The following is a 22,509-nucleotide window of genomic DNA, read 5'->3' as shown; positions in this document are numbered from 1 at the left end:
TTCTAATGTGGAGTGTGAATATGACCGCGCGTGAAAATGTAGTGCCGGTTCTGCTTGAAAAAGTGTATCAACTGATTCAGGACAAACTCGAGCTATCTCACCAGCCTTTAGTCACTAAATTAGCTCAACACTTATTTAGTAATATGTCCAACGACGATTTGATTCAGCGTAACGAATCGGATCTTTATGGCGCTGTTGTTAGCCTCTGGCATCATATCAATGAGAAAAAACCGGAAGAGATCTCTGTCAGGGTGTTTAACCCAACAGTGAGTCGCCAAGGTTGGCAATCTACCCACACTATTGTTGAAGTCGTTATTCCAGACAGTCCTTTTTTGGTCGATTCCATCAAAATGACCTTGAGTCGTTTAGATCTTTCTTGTCATTTGATGCTCAACAACCCAACGCAAATCACACGTGATACTAAAGGCGTGGTGACTGAGGTCAATGGTAAAGGCGGCGTGCTTCAGTCACTGTTCCATATCGAAGTGGATCGTCTGAGCAAGAAAGAAGAGATGCAGACGCTAAAGCAAGAACTGCTCGATGTGCTTTCGGACACTCGCTTGGTGGTGAACGCTTGGCAATCAATGGTTGAACGTCTCAAAGAAGTAACAACACAGCTAGAAAAACAGAAATCGGTTATTGCCGTGAACGATGAACGCTTCGATGAAAGCATTGCCTTTCTTCGTTGGTTAGGGGACCACAACTTCACGTTCATGGGTTATAAGGAATATGACCTGAGCAATGTCGATGGCGACAGCGAATTACTGCCAACGGCAGAAAAGGGCCTTGGCCTATTTGCAGACGAGAAACGAGTTCGCGGCGTGAAGCTGTCTGAGCTTTCCGATTCTGCTCGTCTAGAAGCGAAAAAACCTTACGCGCTGATTATTACCAAAGGCAACAAGCCTTCAAGAATTCACCGACCTGCTTACAACGATTATATCGGCATTAAGAAATTTGATGAAAACGGCAAAGTTATTGGTGAACATCGCTTTACTGGGCTTTACACTTCCGCCGTTTACAACCAAGCCGTTTCTTCTATCCCACTGATTCGTGAGAAAGTTGGGCGCATTCTTGAAGCGAGCCGTTACCGTCACGGTTCGTATTCCTACAAAGCACTGCACAATATTCTAGAAAACTACCCACGTGATGAACTAATCCAAGCAACCGAAGAAGAGCTTCTTGAAGTTGGCATGGGCGTGGTGCAAATGCACGACCGAGATCTTCTGCGTCTTTTTGTGCGTAAAGACCCGTTTGGTCGTTTCTTTAGCGCCATGGTCTACGTGACCAAAGATCGTTACAACACCGAACTTCGTCGTCAGACCCAGCGCATCCTGAAGCAATATTTTGGCGGCGAGCAAGAAGTGGAGTTCACCACATTCTTCTCCGAAAGCCCTCTGGCTCGCACTCACTACATTGTGCGGGTAGACAACAACAACATCGACGTAGACGTAAAGAATATCGAGCAAAACCTAATGGAAGTATCCTCATCTTGGGATGATCGCCTCAAAGACTCCATCATTGCTAACTTTGGCGAAAGCAAAGGCTTACCACTATCAAAAGAGTATATGAAGGCGTTCCCGCGTTCTTATAAAGAAGCCATGATGCCAGGTAGCGCAGTGGACGATATTGAGCGTTTGGAATCACTCAGTGATGAACATAAATTAGGGATGCTGTTTTATCGCCCACAAGAGTTAGCGGCGGATTCTAAAGCGGTACGTCTGAAACTGTATCATCGTGACGAGCCGATCCATCTGTCTGATGTGATGCCAATGCTCGAAAATTTAGGTCTACGGGTGATCGGCGAATCCCCGTATGAGATCCACAAAACCAATGGTCAGACATTCTGGATCCTTGATTTCTCCATGCTGCATAAGAGCGACAAAGTGGTGGATCTGCGTGAAGCACGCGATCGTTTCCAACAAGCATTCGCCGCGATTTGGGCAGGTGAGCTGGAGAGCGATGGCTTCAACCGTCTGGTGCTCGGTGCGTCCCTCACTGGCCGGGAAATTTCCATCCTTCGTGCTTACGCACGTTATATGCGTCAAGTGGGCTTCCCATTTAGTCAGCAATATATCGAAGATACCTTAAGCCATTACCCAGATTTGGCCAAAGCGCTGGTGGAGCTGTTTGTTAAGCGTTTTGATCCCAAATACAAAGGCTCGGAGAAAGGCCAAGAAGATCTCATCAAAGCGATGACGGAACAATTAGATCATGTTGAGAGCTTGGATGACGATCGTATCATTCGCCGCTACATGGAAATGATCTTAGCTACGCTTCGCACCAACTATTACCAAGTGGATGACAAGAAACAGCCGAAACCTTGGTTGTCTCTGAAAATGAAACCAAGCGAGATCCCTGAGATCCCACAACCTGTGCCAGCGTTTGAGATCTTTGTTTACGCACCGGATATCGAAGGTGTTCACTTGCGTGGTGGCAAAGTCGCTCGTGGTGGTTTGCGTTGGTCTGATCGTCAAGAAGACTTCCGTACTGAAATCTTGGGTCTGGTTAAAGCGCAGCAAGTTAAGAATACCGTGATTGTGCCAGTTGGCGCGAAAGGTGGTTTTGTTTGTAAGCGTCAGCCTAGCATGACCACGCGTGATGAAATCTTTGCAGAGGGTCAACGTTGCTACAAACAGTTTATCCGCGCGCTCTTGGATGTGTCCGATAACATTATCGAAGGGGAAGTGGTTCCACCGAAAAATGTGGTGCGACATGACGAAGACGACCCTTACTTGGTTGTCGCGGCGGATAAAGGAACTGCGACATTCTCTGATTTGGCGAACTCAGTATCGGCAGAGTACAACTTCTGGCTGGGTGATGCATTCGCATCTGGTGGCTCAAACGGTTACGACCATAAGGCGATGGGGATCACCGCGAAAGGTGGCTGGGAGTCGGTGAAACGCCACTTCCGTGAAATGGGCATTGACTGTCAGACTACAGACTTTACCGCAGTCGGAATTGGTGATATGGCGGGTGACGTATTTGGTAATGGTATGCTGCTCTCCAAGCACATCCGCTTGCTGGCCGCGTTTAACCACCTGCACATTTTCATTGACCCAAATCCAGATTCAGCAACGAGTTGGGAAGAGCGTAACCGTTTATTCAACTTGCCTCGCTCGAGCTGGGAAGATTATAACGCTAAGCTGATTTCTAAAGGTGGCGGTGTTTTCTCTCGTCGCGCTAAGTCGATTGCACTGACGCCAGAAATTCAGAAGATGCTGTCTACGAAGAAAGCCTCTTTGGCACCGAACGAGTTGATCAAAATGATCCTGAAAATGGAAGTTGATCTGCTATGGAATGGTGGCATCGGTACGTATGTCAAAGCTTCGACAGAAACGCATACGGATGTCGGTGACCGTGCCAACGATGTGCTGCGTATTGATGGACGTGATCTACAAGCTCGTATCGTCGGTGAAGGTGGCAACTTGGGTATGACGCAGAAAGGTCGCATTGAGTATGCACTGAACGGCGGCCGGGTTAACACTGACTTTGTCGATAACGTCGGTGGTGTAGACTGTTCTGATAACGAAGTGAACATCAAGATCTTCCTTAACGGCTTGGTGTCCAATGGCGATATGACGATCAAACAGCGCAACGCCATCTTGGAATCCATGGAAGAGGAAGTTGGCGAGATCGTTCTTGATGATGCTTACCGTCAATCCGAGTCTATTTCTGTGACTGAGCAACAAGGCGTCAGTGTTGTCAAAGAGCAAATTCGCTTTATTCACACCATGGAGAAAGCGGGCTATCTTGATCGCGCGCTGGAAAGTATTCCAGATGACGAAACGCTACTGGAACGAGAAAAAACCGGACGTGGACTAACTCGCCCAGAGCTTGCCGTGCTGGTTGCTTACGGCAAAATGGTGCTGAAAGAACAATTGGCTAACGATGATATCGCCAACGACGAGTTCCATGCCAAGCAGCTTGTCGCGTATTTCCCAAGTGAGCTACGTAATAAGTATGCGCAGCAGATGTCGTCTCATCCGCTTCGTGCAGAGATCATTGCAACATCCCTTGCAAACCAAATGGTGAACGAAATGGGATGTAATTTCGTTACGCGATTGCAGGAAGAGACAGGAGCAACCGTTGTTGACATTGCTAATGCATACAGCGCTGCAAGAGAAATCTACGATCTTGGTGACATTTTGGAGAAAACCCGCGATCTCGATAACGTCGCTTCTGCGGATGCACAGTACGAAATTATGTTTAATGTGCGTCGCATGCTGCGTCGTGTTGCTCGCTGGTTGCTGCGTAATCGCAGTGGCAAGAACAATGTAAGCGAGTTGATTGAACGTTACCGCGCTGATGTGGATGTGATCACTCGCAGCTTAGATGAGATGTTGGTCTCAGCCGAAGTGGAAGAGCATGAAGAGCTGGCGCGTTCTTGGATTGAGCGTGGGGTAGACGCGAGCTTGGCCAACAGAGTGTCACGTCTTTCTAGTTTGCAATCGGCTTTGGATATTTCTGCGGTCGCTAGAGAGAAGAGCAAAACCGTCGAGCAAGCATCGAAGTTGTATTTTAATCTGGGTGATCGCCTTTCACTGCATTGGTTCCTCAAGCAGATCAACAGCCAGGCGGTTGACAACAACTGGCAAGCATTGGCACGAGCGGCGTTCCGTGAAGATTTAGATTGGCAGCAACGTTTGTTAACCGCGCAAGTGCTTAACTGCCGTAGTTCTGACGGCGACTTTGATGTGATCGAAGCGCTGGACGAATGGATGGAACGCAACGAAACTTCGCTTCACCGCTGGGAAAGCATTTTGAATGAGTTCAAGGTGGGTAGTGTTCATGAATTTGCTAAATTCTCAGTTGCTCTGCGTGAATTGGTATTACTCAACCTCAATTGCAGTGCAAATGATTAGGTTTTTGCCAGTTAGATAAGTTTAAAGCCCCGAAAGGGGCTTTTTTATTACTCTGAGATTATAAAGTGACCATTTTCACGTTACGGTGTCTCTTTTTGTATTCACTCAAACGATTGCTTTGTTATCTTTCCATATGTACCTACATTGTTATTAACTATAAAATACTGATAATTAAAGGTATTAAGTAAAAGATGGCTGCATTTATCAATAATCGCTGTATTTTGTTTGAATTGCGCCAATTTTAAGTAAATAATACCACCCCGTTTACACGGGGCTTTTTTCTTTCGGAGGCACAATGCTTTACCGTCTAGCCAGAGCTGGCTTTTTTCAATTGGATGCCGAAAAGGCGCATGACCTTGCCATTCAAAATTTCAAACGTTTCACCGGTACACCTCTCGATCTATTCTACCGCCAACAACTTCCACATCGTCCTGTTGAGTGTATGGGATTAACGTTCCGTAATCCTGTCGGCTTGGCCGCGGGGCTCGATAAAAATGGGGAATGCATTGAAGCGTTTGACGCTATGGGGTTTGGATTTGTCGAAGTCGGTACCGTGACGCCACGACCTCAGCCTGGAAATGACAAGCCACGCTTGTTTCGTCTAGTTAATGCCGAGGGCATTATCAATCGTATGGGCTTCAATAATGAAGGCGTTGATTCCCTGATTGAGAATGTAAAAAAAGCCAAATACAGCTGTATCCTTGGGATCAATATTGGCAAAAATAAAGATACGCCGATTGAGAAAGGGGTGGAGGATTACCTCATCTGTATGGATAAAGTGTACGAATACGCTGGCTATATTGCGGTGAATATTTCATCACCTAATACGCCAGGATTGCGCTCTCTACAATATGGTGAAGCGTTGGATGAACTTTTGTCCGCATTGAAACGCAAACAAGAAGAGCTAACAGAAAAGTACAAAAAGTATGTTCCGCTTACACTGAAGATCGCGCCAGATCTTACTGATCAAGAAATTAAGCAAATTTGCCAATCGTTGATCAAAAATAAGATCGATGGCGTGATCGCCACCAACACCACTCTTGATCGCAGTATTGTGGAAGGAATGAAGTACGCCAATGAAGCGGGTGGGCTAAGTGGCCGTCCGCTACAATCACGCAGTACCGAAGTTGTCCGTCTACTTCATCAGGAGTTACAGGGTGACATTCCCATCATCGGTGTTGGTGGTATTGATTCATTTGTCGCCGCAAAAGAGAAAATGATGGCGGGGGCGAATCTGGTTCAGGTTTATTCTGGCTTTATTTATCATGGACCGGGTCTGGTACGCGATATTGTTAAAAATCTGTAACTTACAAGCGATAAGCTACTGACAAATCAAGCCTTATTACGAAAAAAAGAGGAACGTGTTTCCTCTTTTTTTTTGTCTGTTGGTTTGTAGAATCAAAAGTACTGGAAGGTAATTAAGCGTTTACCTCCTTAATTCTGAGCTAACGTGAGAATGGAATAATGCTTAAACCAAGTGATAAATGGAAATGGTATTTCGACAAGTCTTCGGCTTGTTTGATGCTTGATTTGGGGGATACCTACGTCTTCCAAACAAACCTGACCAAGAAACATCTTGTAGATTGTGCATTTTCGCAAAATGAATTCACGGTAGACGATGCCAGTTCATTTCAAACCTTCAAAGAAGGTCTCGCTTATCTAGAGCTCAATGAATACCGCAAGGATGAACTTACGCTGTATTGTGTGGCGGCAAAGCGGTTTCACAAACCCGTTCAACCTAAGAGCTGGTTCTTTGATGCAAGTGGCACAGAGCATCAACCAGCAGAAGGAGAGCTGGTGTTACTGTCAAATAGCTTTAATCGAGGGCTGTTTATTGTTCTAGAAGCGGGGGACCACGCAAGTTTGGTGTGCTCAGTACAACTGAAGGGCTTCTTATTAACGGCTGAAAAGTCATTGGCCTACGGTGAAGCAATTAAAGTCATGCACGATCGAATGAGCGTTCCAAATCAAGCCGATTTATGCCTTCCCATGGCTCTTGTTGGATAAAAATTTCCTTTATTTTCGTTCCTATTGTTTGCATTTATCGACCTATAAGGTCGATTTTTTTTGCCCCTCAGTTACGTCGAAATGACAAATCTCTCTTGTTCCTAAATTCTACTGTGTGATTTCGAGCCAATTTTTTCTTCTCGTTTAACCTCCCTAAGTAGGCCTGCCTAGGTCGAATAATCATCAATTATTCCTTGTTTTGCTCTTTCGGTAAGTAAATTACACAACCAGAATTATTTTGGTGTATACCAGAATGGACGTAAATAAGTATTCACTTTGCTTGTGGGCCAATTAATCTGGATAAGAGATGATGTTGACAGTGACCTGAGCCATAACATTTGAAAGAGAATGACCGCTTAGAAGTTGAGCAGTTGTTTGCCACCTGAGTCAGTGGAGGAGAAAACCTTTGAAATACGAGGCATTGAAAAGAATATCAGGTATAATCAGCACCATTTTTAATTGCTAAAGAACGCTATGAACCAATATCTTGCTGTTACCTCAAATGGGTTAGAAAACCTTCTTGCTGAAGAACTGACGAATCTAGGGATCACAGACGCCAAACCCGTACAGGCAGGGGTGAAATTTTCTGCTTCAAATGAGCAGATTTATCGTTGCTGTTTGTGGAGCCGTCTTGCTTCTCGTTTCGTAAGAATCCTTTCTGAGTTTACCTGTCAGGATGATATGGATCTTTATCTGGCAACCGTCGCGATTAACTGGATAAATCAGTTCCACAGCACGAAAAAGTTCATTGTTGATTTCAACGGAACCAACCGTGAAATAAGAAACAGCCAGTATGGTGCGATGAAAGTGAAAGATGGTGTGGTGGACTGTTTTGAGAAGAAAGGATTGCCTCGCCCGAGTATTAGCAAAGAAAGACCAGACGTGCGTTTGCACGTGAGGCTACACAAAGATAAAGCCATTCTGGGTATTGATATGGTCGGTAGCGGATTACATCAACGCGGCTACCGTCCAGCTTCGGGAAAAGCGCCACTGCGTGAAACACTGGCTGCTGCAATCATCCTTCGTTCTGGCTGGAACCCAACTCAACCACTCATCGATCCCATGTGTGGTTCAGGAACCTTGTTAATTGAAGCGGCAATGATGGCTGCGAACATGGCTCCAGGTGTAAAGCGTGAGAAATGGGTGTTTGAGTGCTTAGAAGATTTTGAACCTGAAGTGTGGGCACAGATAAAATCAGAGGCGAGTGTCACCGCTCGACGTGGTGTCAAAAAAGTTGACGCAAAGTTTTATGGCTTTGATAACGATGAAAAAGTCCTTGGCATTGCACGTGAAAACGCGCGACGTGCAGGTGTGGCTGAGCTGATTGAATTTAAATTGGGTGATGCGGCAACACTGTTACGTCCGCAAGGTTTCGACCATGGCGTAATTGTATCTAACCCCCCATACGGTGAGCGTTTGGGTACAGAGCCAGGCTTAATTGCACTTTACACCGCGTTTGGTGGGCAGCTTAAGTCTGAGTTTGGCGGCTGTACTGCCTCCATCTTCTCGAGTTCAGATGAGCTATTAAGCTGTCTGCGTATGCGTGCTGATAAGCAGTTTAAATTGAACAATGGTGCGTTACCTTGTCACCAAAAGAATTACACCATAGCGCAAAGAAGCGCTGAACAGATTGAAGGGGCTGATACACCTCTTTCCATTGCCCCTGATTTTGCCAATCGATTGAAGAAAAATATTGGCAAAGTAGGCAAGTGGGCAAAGAAAGAACAACTGGATTGCTATCGCATCTATGACGCTGATCTTCCTGAATACAATGTGGCGATTGATATCTATCTCGATCATATTGTTATTCAGGAGTATGCGGCGCCTAAAGACATTCCAGAGGAAAAAGCGAAACGTCGTCTGACGGATATTATTCGTGCCACTATACAGGTGACGGGCATTGAAGCGAACAAAGTCGTGCTTAAGGTGCGTGAAAAACAAAAAGGACGCAATCAATACCAGAAAATGGCTCAAGTCGCACAGACGATGGAAGTCAACGAGTATGGCGTTAAGCTCATTGTGAATCTCTACGATTACCTAGATACGGGTTTGTTTCTTGATCACAAGATCACTCGCCGCCGTCTTGGTGAAATGGCTCAGGGCAAGGATTTCTTGAATCTGTTTGCTTATACAGGGAGTGCGACGGTACATGCAGCCAAAGGTGGTGCTCGTTCTACGACGACCGTCGATATGTCCAAAACCTATCTACAATGGGCAAAAGACAACATGGCGTTAAACGGCTGCGTAGGCAATCAACATAAGTTTGAGCAAGCCGACTGTCTACAGTGGTTAGAGAACGCACAGGGACAATACGACCTCATTTTTATTGACCCACCAACATTTTCCAATTCGAAACGGATGGAAGCTTCTTTCGATGTACAACGTGATCACATCAAACTGATGAAAAACCTAAAGCGTCTGCTCAGACCGGGAGGAACGATTGTTTTCTCCAATAATAAGCGTCACTTCAAAATGGACTTGGAATCGCTTCTAGAGCTTGGTTTGAATGCTCAAAATATTTCTTCACAGACGTTACCACTCGATTTTGAACGCAACAAACAGATCCATAACTGCTGGTTGGTAACGCATCAGAACTAATGGTGAATGCATTGGTGATACTCTACAGCACACAAGGCTGCCATCTCTGTGAGATGGCCCTTGAACTCGCAAATCAAGCAGGAATAGGGGATAAACTCGAGATTATCGACATTGCTTTCGATGATGGGTTGTTTTCTCGTTACGGTGTCACTATCCCTGTATTGCATTACCAAGGGGCCGAAATAAACTGGCCTTTTGATCTCAAAGAATTAACTCAATGGTTGGAAGATAATGGCATTACTTACCATTCATAATGGTCAACTGGCATTTGGTGACCATCCTCTGCTCGATAAAGCGGATTTTGCCTTACAAGAAAATGAGAGAGTCTGTTTAGTTGGCCGTAATGGAGCAGGTAAATCGACCTTAATGAAGGTGCTTGCTGGTGAAATCCAAATGGACGACGGCAAGTTTCAGATCACGCAAGATGTGGTGGTATCGCGTCTAGAGCAAGATCCGCCAAGAAATGAATCGGGAACGGTTTATGATTATGTTGCTGGTGGGTTGGCAGAAATCGGTCAGCAGTTAAAGATCTACCATGATCTTTTGGATCTTGTTGCGGTTGACCCAAGTGAGAAAAATATAAACCAGCTTGCCAGAGTGCAAGAACAACTGGATCACGCGAATGCCTGGCGTTTTGACGATCGAGTGAGCCACGTTTTGGCGGCACTTCAGCTTAACGCAGAGACTAAGCTGACCGATTTGTCCGGTGGTTGGCAGCGTAAAGCGGCTCTGGCCAAAGCATTGGTTTGCGATCCAGATGTCTTGCTGCTGGATGAACCGACTAACCATTTAGATGTCACGACGATCGAATGGTTAGAAACGTTTTTAAAAGATTTCCGTGGTTCCATCATCTTTATTTCTCACGACCGTGCCTTTATCAAGGCGATGGCGACACGTATTGTCGATCTTGACCGTGGTAAGCTCGCCTCTTTCCCGGGTGACTACGAAAATTACTTGGTAGAAAAAGAAGAGATGCTTCGTGTTGAAGAGATGCAGAATGCAGAATTCGACAAGAAACTCGCCCAAGAAGAAGTTTGGATTCGTCAAGGAATTAAGGCACGCAGAACCCGTAACGAAGGACGTGTTCGCGCATTAAAAAAACTGCGTGAAGAGCGCCAAAGCCGTGTGGAAGTGCAAGGTAAAGCGAAGATCCAGATTGATGATGCGTCGCGATCGGGTAAGATCGTCTTTGAGGCGAAAAACCTCCATTTTGCCTTTGATGGCAAGACAATCGTTGATGATTTTAGCTTCAATATCATGCGTGGTGATCGCATCGCATTGATTGGTCCCAATGGGTGCGGCAAAAGTACAGTACTAAAATTGTTGCTTGGCCAATTGTTTCCAGAATCAGGGCTACTTCATTGTGGTACTAAGCTTGAAGTTGCTTACTTTGACCAGTACCGCGAGATTTTAGATCCAGAAAAAACCGTTATAGACAATCTGGCCGATGGTAAACAGGAAGTGACGGTTGGTGGGCGTGATAGACATGCATTGAGTTATTTGCAAGATTTTCTCTTTTCGCCCAAGCGTGCCAGAACCCCCGTCAAAGCACTCTCTGGCGGTGAGAAAAACCGGCTCTTGCTCGCGCGTATTTTCCTTAAACCCAACAACTTATTGATTCTTGATGAACCGACCAATGATTTAGATATTGAAACGTTGGAACTTTTGGAAGAATTACTTGCCAATTATCAGGGTACATTGCTTTTGGTTAGCCACGATCGACAATTTGTCGATAACACCGTAACCACAAGTTGGATCTTTGAGGGTGAAGGACGGATTGAAGAGTTTGTCGGCGGTTATCACGACGCGCAGCAACAGCGTTCTCAGGCGATCTTAGCAAGGGAAATTGAGACAAAACAATCTCCTAAAACGAAAGTGGTTGAGGATTCTCCCAAAACAGCGCCAGTAAAGAACACCTCGAAGAAGTTATCGTATAAGCTCCAGAGAGAGTTGGAAGCGCTACCTGCTCGATTGGAACAGCTCGAGACCGACATTGAAGCCTTGCAAGAGAAGGTCAACTCTGCCGATTTCTTCTCGCAGCCTGTAGAGAAAACGCAACCAGTACTCGATAAGTTAACCGCTTTGGAGCAGGAATTAGAAATCGCTTTCGAGAGATGGGAAGAGCTCGAAGCAATGCAACAGGATAGTTAAAAACCAATGAATTGCAGTATGAAATTCAAAATGACGACCGTGGCACTGCTGGTGGGTAGTGCAATGCAGGCCAACGCCGCGCTATACAAAGTTGTGGAAGTTTACCCAGCCCAAAATGGCAGCACTTCTGAGTACAACGAAGCCTATGGTGTTGCCATTCAAGCTGGAAACGTCTATCAGGATAGTGGAAAAACGCTACCGTTTGATAAAGGCTGCTTTGACAATGCTGCCGCTTGTGGTGATGAGCAGTTTAAACTGGCTTTGGAGACGAGAATATCTGTCGATGGGGTTAGTTATCGTGAAGAAGTGCCATTTGCCATGGATCCTGCGTTCAGTTATATCCAAGATTACGATGATTTCAGAACGTATTGTTTTCGCGAATTACGTTACTCAACTTGTGATACCTGGGCTTCTGTTCACTGGGCGCCATGGTCAAAAGAGCTGAGTAAAGACTATACATCGAACGCGCTGGCCTTTGTTGAAGGGGCTCCTAATGCTTACAATAATAAATACAATAATGTTATCAATAGCTTGACTGAAGCTGGCTTGCCAGTAGGCAATCAGAGTGTGGTAAAAGCGGATCAAACGGCTCTAGAAACTCGCAATACCGTCGTTGCTCCTGTTGTACCAAATGGGGATTTCTATCAGTCTCGAGCCTGGAAAACAGACGGTTCTTACACTTCTGGCAGCATTGCCACATCTGCGACTAATGATTATGGCTCTCATCACACTTCCAAAGCTGCTATTTGGGACCAAAGTGGGAATGTTAGCCAAATTGCTTGGCCTCAAGTGGTGGATAGAGATGGAAACCGTCTCGCGCAAGGTAGTATGAGAGATTTTGCTCTTTTAAGAGACGAAAACGATAAACCTATCACTATCTACGGGGTGGGTTACAACACCTTTTCTGATGACAATTACCTCAATGCCAGTGTCTTTGTCGGAACTATCGATGATAGCGCTTTTGATAAAACGACTTGGGAAACGAAAGTGGTGAGTGGCGCACAGATGAAAATTGGTAGCGACATTATTCATAGCAATTCTGTCGTGACCAATGTCAATGAAAAATTTGTTGCTGTTGGCGAAGCCAAGCGCTCTGGTTCAAAACCCTTAGAAGGAGCGGCGGCTAATCGATTGTTTTTAATCGAAGATGTCAGCGAAGACTCTATTGCGGCGACCTTTTTAACTTCGTTGGATAACCTATTCTTCTCAGGTGCTGGTGGCAAAATGGGCGGGATCAATAATTACAACGAGATTGTTGGTCAAGTCGATGCTGAAGACACCCGTGAAATTGATGGTAAAGAGCGGAGAAAGCGCGGTTTTATCTTTCCATATGGTGGAGTAGGAGCGAATCAAGAGCGGCGTGCTATCTTTAACGACAAAGCTTGGTTTTTGGATGATCTCACCAATGGCAGTAATGCGCCGACGAGCAATAACCAATACAGAATAGTGGATGCTTCCGATATCAATGATGCGGGCGTGATTTCTGCTACTGCGATTAAGTGTGATGGCGGTTATGATTCTACGTCACATAATGCTTACTGTGGTGGTGGCAGCAAAGCTGAAACGATTGTCGCTGTAAAACTAGTTCCAATCGCAGGTGCGACATCAGCAGACATCGAAGCGAGACCTGTTGATAAAGCGGCGGCAGAACGTAAAGGCGCTGGCCTTGGTTGGCTTTCTTTGACACTGTTAGCGCTTTTTGGTTTCCGTAGAAAATAGACCGATTTTTAAACTAAGCACAGGCTCACATTTTTGACTCTGTGCTTTTTTTATACCTTGAGAAATGCTCGCAAGTGATCGATTCTTAATTGTGGAGTCATAAAAACTCCATCAAACTTTCATAGTAGTACGTTAGTTATAATGGACCGTATGAGGTAAAAAATTATGAAGAGACAAAAGCGTGATCGCCTAGATCGAGCACAATCCCAAGGCTACAAGGCTGGCTTAAACGGTAGGTCTCAGGAGGAGTGTCCTTATCAGCAGATGGATGCTCGCTCGTATTGGTTAGGTGGTTGGCGTGACGCCAGAAGTGATAAACACTCTGGTCTCTATAAATGATGTCCACATACAACTAGAAGGATTTGTAAGAGAGGCTCACTTGTTAGTGAGCCTTTTCTTTTGCTGATAATAAATATCAATTTGGCGCACTATAACTTAACGATTTGATGCCAAAATAAGCAGCCCAAAGTAGGGCCGCTACAAAAGTGAAATTAAAATGCAGATGTATCTTGGAACAAACCGACTTTCAGATCTTTTGCGACATAAATTTCTTTGCCATCAACAAGAACACGGCCATCAGCTAAGCCCATGACCAATTTGCGGTTTACGACACGCTTCATATGAATTTCGTAAGTGACTTTTTTCGCTGTTGGCAGGATTTGCCCGGTAAACTTCACTTCACCCACACCCAATGCACGGCCTTTACCTTGGCCACCAACCCAACCAAGAAAGAAACCAACAAGTTGCCACATTGCGTCCAAACCTAAGCAGCCTGGCATTACAGGGTCACCAGGAAAGTGGCAATCAAAGAACCATAAATCCGGTTTGATGTCCAACTCAGCTAAGATAAGACCTTTGCCAAAATCGCCCTCTGTCTCTGACATTTTGGTCACGCGGTCCATCATAAGCATATTTGGTGCAGGGAGCTGCGGATAACCAGGACCAAAAAGCTCGCCCTGGCTAGATGCCAACAGATCTTCTCGGGTATATGATTCACGTTTGTTTTGCATTGTCTGTATACTCCAATTTTTGACCAAGGCATCTTAGTGAACGCGTGTACGCTAAACAACTCCGATGAGTACTAGACAAACCAGTTTTTAATACGTTCAACAACGCCTTGAGGATGGTCATGTTTAGCAAAATTCTCAATGCGCTCAGCAATCATACTTAGCACACTGTCTTCTTCGCCACGAAATGGTTTTCCCATAATCAGCGGAATAACTTCATCAATAGAAGATACAGCCCAAATATGAAATTCTTCCGCTTTAATGCTCTCAACGACCTCTTTATGCAATGCAAGATGTTTTAAGTTCGTTTCTGGAAGAATAACGCCTTGTTCACCTGTAAAACCTTGATGTTTACAAACTTGGTAGAAGCCTTCAATTTTTTCATTCAGTCCGCCAACAGCTTGAACGCGACCAAACTGGTCTACCGCTCCTGTGACTGCGATTTGCTGGTCAATTGGCTGCTCGGAAAGTGCGCTTACCAAACAACAGAGTTCAGCTAGAGAGGCACTGTCACCATCGACTTCACTGTAGGACTGCTCAAATACAATCGAAGCGGAGTAGGGTAATGGTTCGTCAAGTCGCAGCGCACTACCTAAAAACGCTTGCATGATCATCATGCCTTTGGCGTGTAGATTGCCTCCAAGTTCCGCTTTACGTTCGACATCGGAAACATCACCATCGCCAAAATGTATAACGCATGAAATACGTGCCGGCTCGCCGTAAGAAACGGGGTGCCCTGTAACATCAATAACGGTTAGCCCATTAATCTGTCCGATCTGCTCGCCCGTGGTTTCAATAATCACCTGTCCATCAAGAATATCATCAATAGCACGATGAGGAAGATAGGATTCTCTAAACTGCTTCTCTTCAATCGCTCGATCCATATTTTCCCCAGTTATGAGGTAGTTATCCGATTCAATTGCCGCAAGAGAAAGTATGTTGCGTAGCCAAAGTGGAGACAGGGGCAGGTAATGTTGATCTTCCGTCTCTCTCACACCGGCTGTAAGCAAACGTAAAAGTGCCTCTTGATCAAAAGAGGGTAACTCATATCTATTGCATAACCACTTTAAATAGCCGATGTAAGGAGTAAGGTTGTCATCATCAAGATGAAAATCTTCCTCCAACTCAGTGTACATTGAAAGCAAAGAAAGCAGATCTTCATCAAGATAGTCCAGCTCTGCTAGTTGGTTTCTGTCACCAGTGATCACCATTTTGCTTTGATAAACAACAGGTTCAACTTGTGGGGAAAACCATTCGGCTTTTAACGGTTTCGGTAAAACTGGCTCACCAAGCATCGCTGCTTTGATTTTTGGCCAAAGCAGCGGATTAGTTAGAATCAAATTGGCAGAAACAATCAGAATGCCGTTTTCTACTTGTGAGAGTTGGCCCGTTAACATCTCTATTTGTCCGTTTTTATCGAGCCTATAAGTATCAAACAATTGATCTATCGCCAAGGATTCGGTCGATAACACGTTATGATTAGATATCGTTTCTTGTAGCGCTTCTTTGATAAGACCTCTGAATACAGAATTGTCGCCACAGTTGATAAGTAAGAAGCGATGCATTCCAGAGGAAATCGTAAAGGCTTCAAGTGCCGAAGCGGCTCTGGGTTGCAGCTCTAAGTAGTCTGTCTGCTCAATGTTGTGGAGCTCGGAAAGGACATGGCGAAAATGGTCGAATTGAGGCGTTACGAGTTGCCAGTTAACTTGGTTCATCTACATTCTTTATCAACGGGAATTGCAGCGGAGTATATCAGAATCATGAAATTCTGCAGGTAAATTGCCACGAGCATGCCGACGATAAAGAAAAAGGTTGATCTGACTCTACTTGGCATCTTCTCTAGCTTGAGAACTGACGTGGCTTGAGTTACGCTGTCACTACAAACGTGCTGGGATGGAAGAGATGAAATATCAACAGTTAGAGAATTTAGAATGTGGCTGGAAGTGGCAATATCTAGTTAATAAATGGAAGGATGGAGAAGCGATTACCCGTCACATCGATTTGAGTGAAGCGGATGCCGCAGTGGCTGAGCTTCGAAGGTTTGAGCATCAACCTACGCAAGTAATAGAGTGGATTGAACGTCATATGGCTCTCGATCTAGATAAAAAGCTTAAGCAGGCCATTCGTGCCAAACGTAAACGTCATTTCAACGCAGAACAGATTCACACAAAGAAAAAGTCGATAGATCTCGATTATCGCGTGTGGGAGAAGCTTTCATTTCGTGCAAATGAATTGGGATGCACTTTATCTGATGCGATTGAATATTTGCTGAGTGAAGCTTCGCGCAGCGAGAAAGCCAGTGCTGCGGTTACCAGCTTAAAAGAAGACTTAAGTAAACTGCTATCAGACTAAACCAAGGAGGGCGTTATGCTTTATGTTATCGTGATTGCAGCGGTGTTAATCTTTTGGTTAGTCGCCATCGACAGGCCTGTCTTGAAAATTAGCTTTAGGCAAGGGCATATCAATGCTGTTAAAGGAAATATGCCTCCATCATTTCGCCATAATTTACAAGAGATTGGTGAGAAAACGCCCTTTGATGGTGAGCTAAAAGTCTACAGCCAACGTGCGGGAATGAAGTTGGTCTTTAGCGACCAAGTTCCGAAAAAAATTCAACAGCGCATTAGAAATGTCTTCCCACACCAGGGATTTAGAGCAAGCAAAGGGAAAAAGCACGCCTGACAAACATCTCAATTTCATCGTTATTTCGACTCACGCGAGAGGCGAAAACAATCATATTCAAATTAAAGGAGTGACACGCTATCGTTGGACTTTTCTTCAATAAGGAAAACTCATGCGATACAGTGTCACACTTTTGCTTGCGATTTGTTTAGCTTTTCCATCATCTGCTGACGATTCCGCAAGGAATCCTGTTGCGGCAAAAATTAAAAAACAATTGCAAACTAAAGTAAATAAACAGTTCCACTCCTACGAAGGGTACTGTGACTTAGTCATTTACCTAGAGCACACAGAAAAGCATGCCATCGTGAAGCGAGTCTCTGGTATAGGTGATCAAAAGGTATGCTCTGCAGGTAAAGCGCTTCTAAAAATAGGTTCTAGTTATCGTTACCGCAACGCGGAAAGCATGCTTGTGATTCACCTAAGTACATTACATTGAATGCGTTACTATTTTCTTTGTAACTTCCAGTCACAATATTCGGAACTAAAATCACATAAAAATCCCAAGTGATGCGGTTATGTAATAAAATTAGGTATATCAAATAAAGTTCAAGGGAGAGTGTTTTGCTTTTAGCGAATAGACGATATACCAAAGAAGCGGTAGACATTGCAGAGCTGGTCGCCAATGAAGTTGAAGTGAGGCATGCCAAATGGTTGGTGAGTATTAAATATTTGCTCGATCAGTCTAATGTTGACAGCTTGCTCAGTTTGCAAGGTCGCTACTGCGATGATGTCATCTTTTCCGAAAATGAGCGGATCACTCGTAATCAACGTATTTTACTTGAGTGTGAGCAAGCCAGAGTTAAGGAGAAGCGAGAAAGGGTACAAGATCGCCAAAATACCCTCAAAAGAGTCGTTGCGGATGTAAGCCGTCATACCGAGCATCTTCTAGTTAAAAAGCTGCTTAGTAATCCCATAGATAAGCTGTTTAACGGAATTCCGCACTTTGATCATCTGGCGTCTTTTGCTTACTCACCATCTTTGAGCTTCAGCAAATTGAGCACACTAACCACGTTGAGCCATCAACTAAGCTCAAGTGTGGTGGATTTAGTCTCTAACCCAAAATTCTGCGAACGCATAGGGAAGACTGCTAAAGGGGTTAGCGATGCAAAAGTCGCAATAGGTCAAATTGGCATCGAAAATTGCCGATTACTTTTTCCGGTACTGATGGCAAGGCCGATGCTCAAATGGTCTGATGCGAACACTAAGTTAATCGCACCAAAAATGTGGCAGCATATGATAGTCACCGCGAATGTTACTCGAATGCGTTTGTCTGACGCTGGCTTCAAAGAACCTGATGTTGGGATACTTCTTGGAGTACTAAGAACCGTTGGACAGTTTTTAATTGCTAATCATTTTACGCATACGTTCGAAGATGCGTTAGTCGAAACGATGATTAAGTATCGTGAACAGGACAAACGCGAAGAGTACTATGCTTGTGCAGAAGTGATGGCGAATATATCTTTTCTACCAAAAGTAATTCACGAACTTGAAGCTCAGTTGTCGCAACGCGTTTTAGACTCATTAGATTGGTCACCCAATTCAATGTTTGTTAAAACTGCTGTGCAGGAAGACTTAGATAAGGTACCTGTCGAGCATAGAAGTATCGCCGGAGCGGCTTTAGCTCAAGCTCATGCGTATTCCGTTTATGACGGTCTGAACCAGAGCAATGCCTTTGTGGAGAAGCACAAACCATATTGGTTTGCTCGTGTACAGATGCCAGGATCTGCACTAAAAGAAATCCAAGCCCGTATCCCTGGACGTCTCATACTGTCTAAATAGTTCGCATCTTATCAAGTTAAGGAGTTTGAAACGCTGACAGAACTCCTATATAAAAAAGTTTAACGGGCTAGGTTTAACAGGTATTTCAATGGCTTGCGGTGCATTGGCGTTACTGATAAGTGACCCTGTAATGTTGCTATCTCAGTGCGCATTATGTATATTATGTTAAATATTGAATCTTCTACGCCTACACTTTTCCCTTATAACGACGATCGCAATTGAACATAACTGATTTACCATAAAATCCATAATATAGAACAAAACAATCTGCGTTTGTTTTGTTCTATATTAAGTTCAAGCGTTTCTGCTAAAGTTCAACGTAGTGGAATGTTTGGATAACACTCTCTAGTTCATGCTTTCTGACAGGTTTTGCGATAAAACTATCCATTCCGGATTCCAAGCAATTCTGACGATCACTTTCTAGAGCGTGTGCTGTTAGTGCGACAATAGGTACTTGGAAGCCGTTGTTTCTAAGTGTTCTTGTAGCTGTTAGTCCGTCCATGACTGGCATCGAGACATCCATAAGTACCATATCTAGTGGCACTTCATCTCGTCCAATAAATTCAATGGCTTCACTACCATTGTTTGCCATGAATACCTTATGTCCTAACTTGGACAGAAGCAGCTTAATGACCATTTGATTAGATTTGGTGTCTTCAACTACGAGTATGTTCAAGCTCTTATTGAATAGATCAGTCTTAGTGACGCTATCACCCTTGGTCCGCCGTAGCTCTTTGACTGGTAAACAGACTAAAAACTCAGATCCTTTGCCAAATTCACTAGAAACTGAAATAGTTCCAGACATTAATTCTACAAGATGCTTGGTAATAGCGAGTCCTAGACCTGTGCCGCCAAACTCACGTGTGATTGAGCTATCTGCCTGTTTAAATGCAACAAATAGTGATGAAATTTTGTCTTCTTCTATACCAATACCGGTATCTCTGACGGCCAATATCAGTTTATTCCTCTCAACAGATAGACGAATATGTATTTCACCGGTTTGAGTAAACTTGACAGCATTGCCCACTAGATTGAATAGAATCTGTGAAATACGTATTGGGTCAAGCCAATAATCATTATGTGGATCAAAGAACAAATTGAAGTGAAAACGGAGCCCTTTGCTTTCTGCAAGTTGCTGTTGCTGTCGCAATACAGAAGTGGCAGTGTCACTTAAATTAATCCATTGTTCTAATAGAGAAAAGTTACCTGATTCGATCTTGGATATATCTAGGATATCACTGATGAGTGCCAACAAGAGCTCTGCGGAGCTTTCCATTTGTTGTACAACTTCGCTTTGGTATTTAGAGATACCGGAATCCTTGAGCAGGTCTAGCATGCCCAATACGGAGTTAAGTGGTGTTCGAAGCTCATGACTCATCATGGCAAGAAACTCGGATTTGGCCTTATTGGCTCGCTCTGATTCTTCTCGCGCCACAGCCAGTTCGTGAGTTCGCGCCTCTACAATACGTTGTAACTTTTCTTTGTGCTCAATATCGATAACAGCGCGTTCAACCAAAGGCAAAAAACGTTTCAGAGTCTCCTTTGACTCAATGCTAAACTGCCCTGGCCTGCTCCCAACGAGTAGAATGACCGACCGGGTCACTTCTGCGTCTATTCCTGTTAACAACACGGAGCCGATGTGAGTTTGAATGAAGCTGTTGATGTTTTTGAATTCATTGGCTTTATAAGGCTCAAACAGCAGGATGCATTCACCGCCTAAAGCGCGGTTGAATTTATCGCCTTCAGACCATGCAATATGAGCAAAAGCGCGATTGGTGGTCAGTAATGTTGAGAATGAGGGTTCTTCGCAGTGGCGAGAAAGTACAACAAAATCATCAAAATCTATGTATTTTTTCAATACGCCTTTTAAGCCAGAAAATATTTCATGGCGATTTTTAGCTTCACTCATGGCGGAAATGGCACTAAGAATGGCTTTGTTCTCTTCTGCCAATCTTTTCTCACGTTCCCTACTTTCTTTTAGTTCAGCCAGCGCTTCTTGTAGCTCTTCTTTGATGAAGGTATTTTTGATTTTATGCGTCATGTGGTGAATGGAAGATGGCCGAGGAGATCATTAAATTGCCATGACCATTTTCTCCGCTTATAAATCTTCCTTGCTCCCCAAAAGTAAAAGGACAAATAAAGGGTTTGCCATTCAGCTCATCGGCTAACTGTGCGAGTACGGTATCAATTTCTTGCCGTATTTGGATCATTGAACCCGCACAGAAGATATTAATTACGCCAATCTTATTGGAGTCTGCTAGCTTTTGCCAAAACGCCGCATTGACGACTCGCGCGGCTCGGCGAATCAGTTGTTCTTTGCAACCTCGCATCAAATAGAGTCTATCGCCTTCATCTATCCTAGAAAACAGCTCAATACCCCCTTGCACTGTCTCGCGAACGGGATGGGAAAGGATAAAATATGGGTGGTCATAAAGATGACCTGCGATGCGCCCTAACGGATACGCGGTTGCCACATCAAATATGACGTTATGTTTTTCATTTTTTTGGAAATGAAGCTCAGTCCACTCTTGATAAACGTTAGCCGCGGGACGATTGTCAATCTCAATCAGTTCTCGCCCTTTAACTTTGGTTGCTTTTCCTGAAATCTCTGTTGGGATATGACCCGCACTAAATCCGGTGTAGATGGATTGAGATGAAAAGAAAACCGTCAAGCTTATCCCATTTTTGCTCGTGCCCTGAGAGGTGAAAATAGACCATGCTCCTTTGATCTGATTATCCGCAGCACTACCACCAATAATGGGTACCAGAGTTCTAAAGTATTGATCTAAAGCTTGAATGATCTCTTCTTCATTACCTGGCGTTGAATGCAGAAGGATGAGACTAGGCACTTCACTCTGTCGATTGGCATGACACAGTGCCATTTCAAGCACGTGTTCGACATTGTACTTAACCGTCTGTGGAAGGTTTGCTTCCACAGAGATTCCCGTGCCATAAGCATTGTTGAAGCCACTGTCAAATATCGCAAAAACACCAACCACTGGACCTGGATGAAAACCATGTTCTGTCATTATAGCTTGACATGAGCTTGAACCATGAAATGGGATGCCAGGAAACTGAGTCTTAAATGCGTGTTGCAACTTATCGCAACAATACTCTTCTGTATAATAGCAAATGAGCATTGCAAGATGTTTGTTATTGATTTTCATGCGAAACTCGCTAATCGCTTTCGTTTCATCAAGCTCATGGCTAAACACAGTTTGGCAGCGCATTTTCTAATTTATGATTTTGTAAATTGACTTCCTTTATACCACCACTTCCTTTCATTGCTAAGAGTGATCCGCATTTTGGGATTAAAATTTCGCGTGTTATGTCAGATTTATCTATATATAACCTTTGCAACAGTGATGTCTTTATCCCGGATGTAGAAAGTGACAGGATAGGTTTGTACGCTTAGAAGAATACTTTCTTCATCACGAGTGATAGAATAGTGTTTTTGATTTAAATCAATTTTCAAAGTCCCGTTTTTGGGCAGTTGAATGCGTATGCCATCATTTTCTCGTCTTATTTCTAACTTTTCTTGAGAAATTGTTAATTCACATGGTTGGTTTTGTGAACAATCCAACATTTGTAGTGACTCATATTTCAATGTACGCCAGATAAATGCGATGACTAATACTGTCAGGATGAGCAATATTTGTGCGAGCCTTGCCTTTGTTAACTTTTGCGCCGCCATTTTTACCGTTTTC

Annotated in this window: 17 protein-coding genes and 1 pseudogene; 13 read left to right on the top strand and 5 right to left on the bottom strand. The window is 44.1% G+C overall.

Annotated features, from left to right (window positions below; genetic code table 11):
- The first annotated feature begins 20 nt into the window (after positions 1–20).
- The 8 genes from UF06_RS10170 (at position 21) to rmf (ending at position 13,676) form a co-directional block, all read left to right on the top strand.
- Positions 21–4,862, top strand: a complete 4,842-nt coding sequence (locus UF06_RS10170; protein ID WP_045570352.1) for an NAD-glutamate dehydrogenase — start codon at positions 21–23, stop codon at positions 4,860–4,862.
- A 295-nt stretch (positions 4,863–5,157) separates the two neighbouring features.
- Positions 5,158–6,168, top strand: a complete 1,011-nt coding sequence (gene pyrD, locus UF06_RS10165) for a quinone-dependent dihydroorotate dehydrogenase (RefSeq protein ID WP_045570351.1) — start codon at positions 5,158–5,160, stop codon at positions 6,166–6,168.
- 158 nt (positions 6,169–6,326) lie between these two features.
- On the top strand, positions 6,327–6,869 hold the full coding sequence (locus UF06_RS10160; protein ID WP_045570350.1) for a cell division protein ZapC: 543 nt from the start codon (positions 6,327–6,329) through the stop codon (positions 6,867–6,869).
- Between the two features lie 474 nt (positions 6,870–7,343).
- A complete protein-coding gene (rlmKL, locus tag UF06_RS10155) occupies positions 7,344–9,467 on the top strand; it encodes a bifunctional 23S rRNA (guanine(2069)-N(7))-methyltransferase RlmK/23S rRNA (guanine(2445)-N(2))-methyltransferase RlmL (RefSeq protein ID WP_045570349.1) in 2,124 nt (707 codons plus the stop codon).
- Positions 9,468–9,478: 11 nt separating this feature from the next.
- The gene (locus tag UF06_RS10150) at positions 9,479–9,721 is read left to right on the top strand and encodes a glutaredoxin family protein (RefSeq protein WP_039445271.1); all 243 of its coding nucleotides are present in this window, start codon (positions 9,479–9,481) and stop codon (positions 9,719–9,721) included.
- Positions 9,699–11,618 carry an ABC transporter ATP-binding protein gene (locus tag UF06_RS10145; RefSeq protein ID WP_045570348.1) on the top strand — a complete coding sequence of 640 codons (1,920 nt, stop codon included), beginning with the start codon at positions 9,699–9,701 and terminating at the stop codon, positions 11,616–11,618. Before UF06_RS10150 ends, UF06_RS10145 begins: the two co-directional genes overlap by 23 nt.
- A 6-nt stretch (positions 11,619–11,624) precedes the next feature.
- Positions 11,625–13,337, top strand: a complete 1,713-nt coding sequence (locus UF06_RS10140; RefSeq protein WP_045570347.1) for a DUF3466 family protein — start codon at positions 11,625–11,627, stop codon at positions 13,335–13,337.
- A gap of 165 nt (positions 13,338–13,502) precedes the next feature.
- Positions 13,503–13,676 (top strand): ribosome modulation factor, encoded by a 174-nt coding sequence (rmf, locus tag UF06_RS24255; protein WP_082069670.1) that lies wholly within the window; start codon positions 13,503–13,505, stop codon positions 13,674–13,676.
- 152 nt (positions 13,677–13,828) lie between these two features.
- Here rmf and fabA read toward each other — a convergent pair whose 3' ends face one another.
- Together fabA and UF06_RS10130 are read right to left on the bottom strand one after the other, a co-directional pair.
- Positions 13,829–14,347 (bottom strand): bifunctional 3-hydroxydecanoyl-ACP dehydratase/trans-2-decenoyl-ACP isomerase, encoded by a 519-nt coding sequence (gene fabA, locus UF06_RS10135; RefSeq protein WP_039426390.1) that lies wholly within the window; start codon positions 14,345–14,347, stop codon positions 13,829–13,831.
- Positions 14,348–14,418: 71 nt separating this feature from the next.
- Positions 14,419–16,059, bottom strand: coding sequence for a Lon protease family protein (locus UF06_RS10130; protein ID WP_045570346.1), 1,641 nt, complete (start codon positions 16,057–16,059; stop codon positions 14,419–14,421).
- Positions 16,060–16,246: 187 nt separating this feature from the next.
- Here UF06_RS10130 and matP point away from each other — a divergent pair, with 187 nt between their 5' ends.
- The 5 genes and pseudogenes from matP to UF06_RS24250 all read left to right on the top strand — a co-directional run.
- Positions 16,247–16,696, top strand: a complete 450-nt coding sequence (gene matP / locus UF06_RS10125; RefSeq protein ID WP_045570345.1) for a macrodomain Ter protein MatP — start codon at positions 16,247–16,249, stop codon at positions 16,694–16,696.
- Positions 16,697–16,711: 15 nt separating this feature from the next.
- Complete coding sequence (locus tag UF06_RS10120) at positions 16,712–17,023, top strand: DUF3634 family protein (RefSeq protein ID WP_045570344.1); 312 nt, start codon at positions 16,712–16,714, stop codon at positions 17,021–17,023.
- Between the two features lie 112 nt (positions 17,024–17,135).
- Positions 17,136–17,459 (top strand): hypothetical protein, encoded by a 324-nt coding sequence (locus tag UF06_RS10115; RefSeq protein WP_045570343.1) that lies wholly within the window; start codon positions 17,136–17,138, stop codon positions 17,457–17,459.
- 125 nt (positions 17,460–17,584) lie between these two features.
- A complete protein-coding gene (locus UF06_RS10110; RefSeq protein ID WP_045570342.1) occupies positions 17,585–18,802 on the top strand; it encodes an HDOD domain-containing protein in 1,218 nt (405 codons plus the stop codon).
- A gap of 52 nt (positions 18,803–18,854) precedes the next feature.
- A pseudogene (locus tag UF06_RS24250) lies at positions 18,855–18,971 on the top strand (DUF3693 domain-containing protein); the annotation flags it as partial.
- Positions 18,972–19,109: 138 nt separating this feature from the next.
- Here the strand turns inward: UF06_RS24250 and UF06_RS10105 are convergent.
- From UF06_RS10105 to UF06_RS10095, 3 genes are all read right to left on the bottom strand, one after another.
- Positions 19,110–20,843: an ATP-binding protein gene (locus UF06_RS10105; protein WP_045570341.1), complete on the bottom strand. Its 1,734-nt coding sequence runs from the start codon at positions 20,841–20,843 to the stop codon at positions 19,110–19,112.
- Complete coding sequence (locus tag UF06_RS10100; RefSeq protein WP_045570340.1) at positions 20,833–22,032, bottom strand: FIST N-terminal domain-containing protein; 1,200 nt, start codon at positions 22,030–22,032, stop codon at positions 20,833–20,835. Before UF06_RS10100 ends, UF06_RS10105 begins: the two co-directional genes overlap by 11 nt.
- 107 nt (positions 22,033–22,139) lie before the next feature.
- The gene (locus tag UF06_RS10095) at positions 22,140–22,496 is read right to left on the bottom strand and encodes a hypothetical protein (protein WP_045570339.1); all 357 of its coding nucleotides are present in this window, start codon (positions 22,494–22,496) and stop codon (positions 22,140–22,142) included.
- Positions 22,497–22,509: the final 13 nt, after the last annotated feature.

This window comes from Vibrio sp. S234-5 (assembly GCF_000960595.1).
Taxonomy (GTDB): Bacteria; Pseudomonadota; Gammaproteobacteria; order Enterobacterales; family Vibrionaceae; genus Vibrio.
The sequence above is the reverse complement of the archived record's forward strand: the minus strand, read 5'-3'. Positions and strand labels throughout refer to the sequence as shown.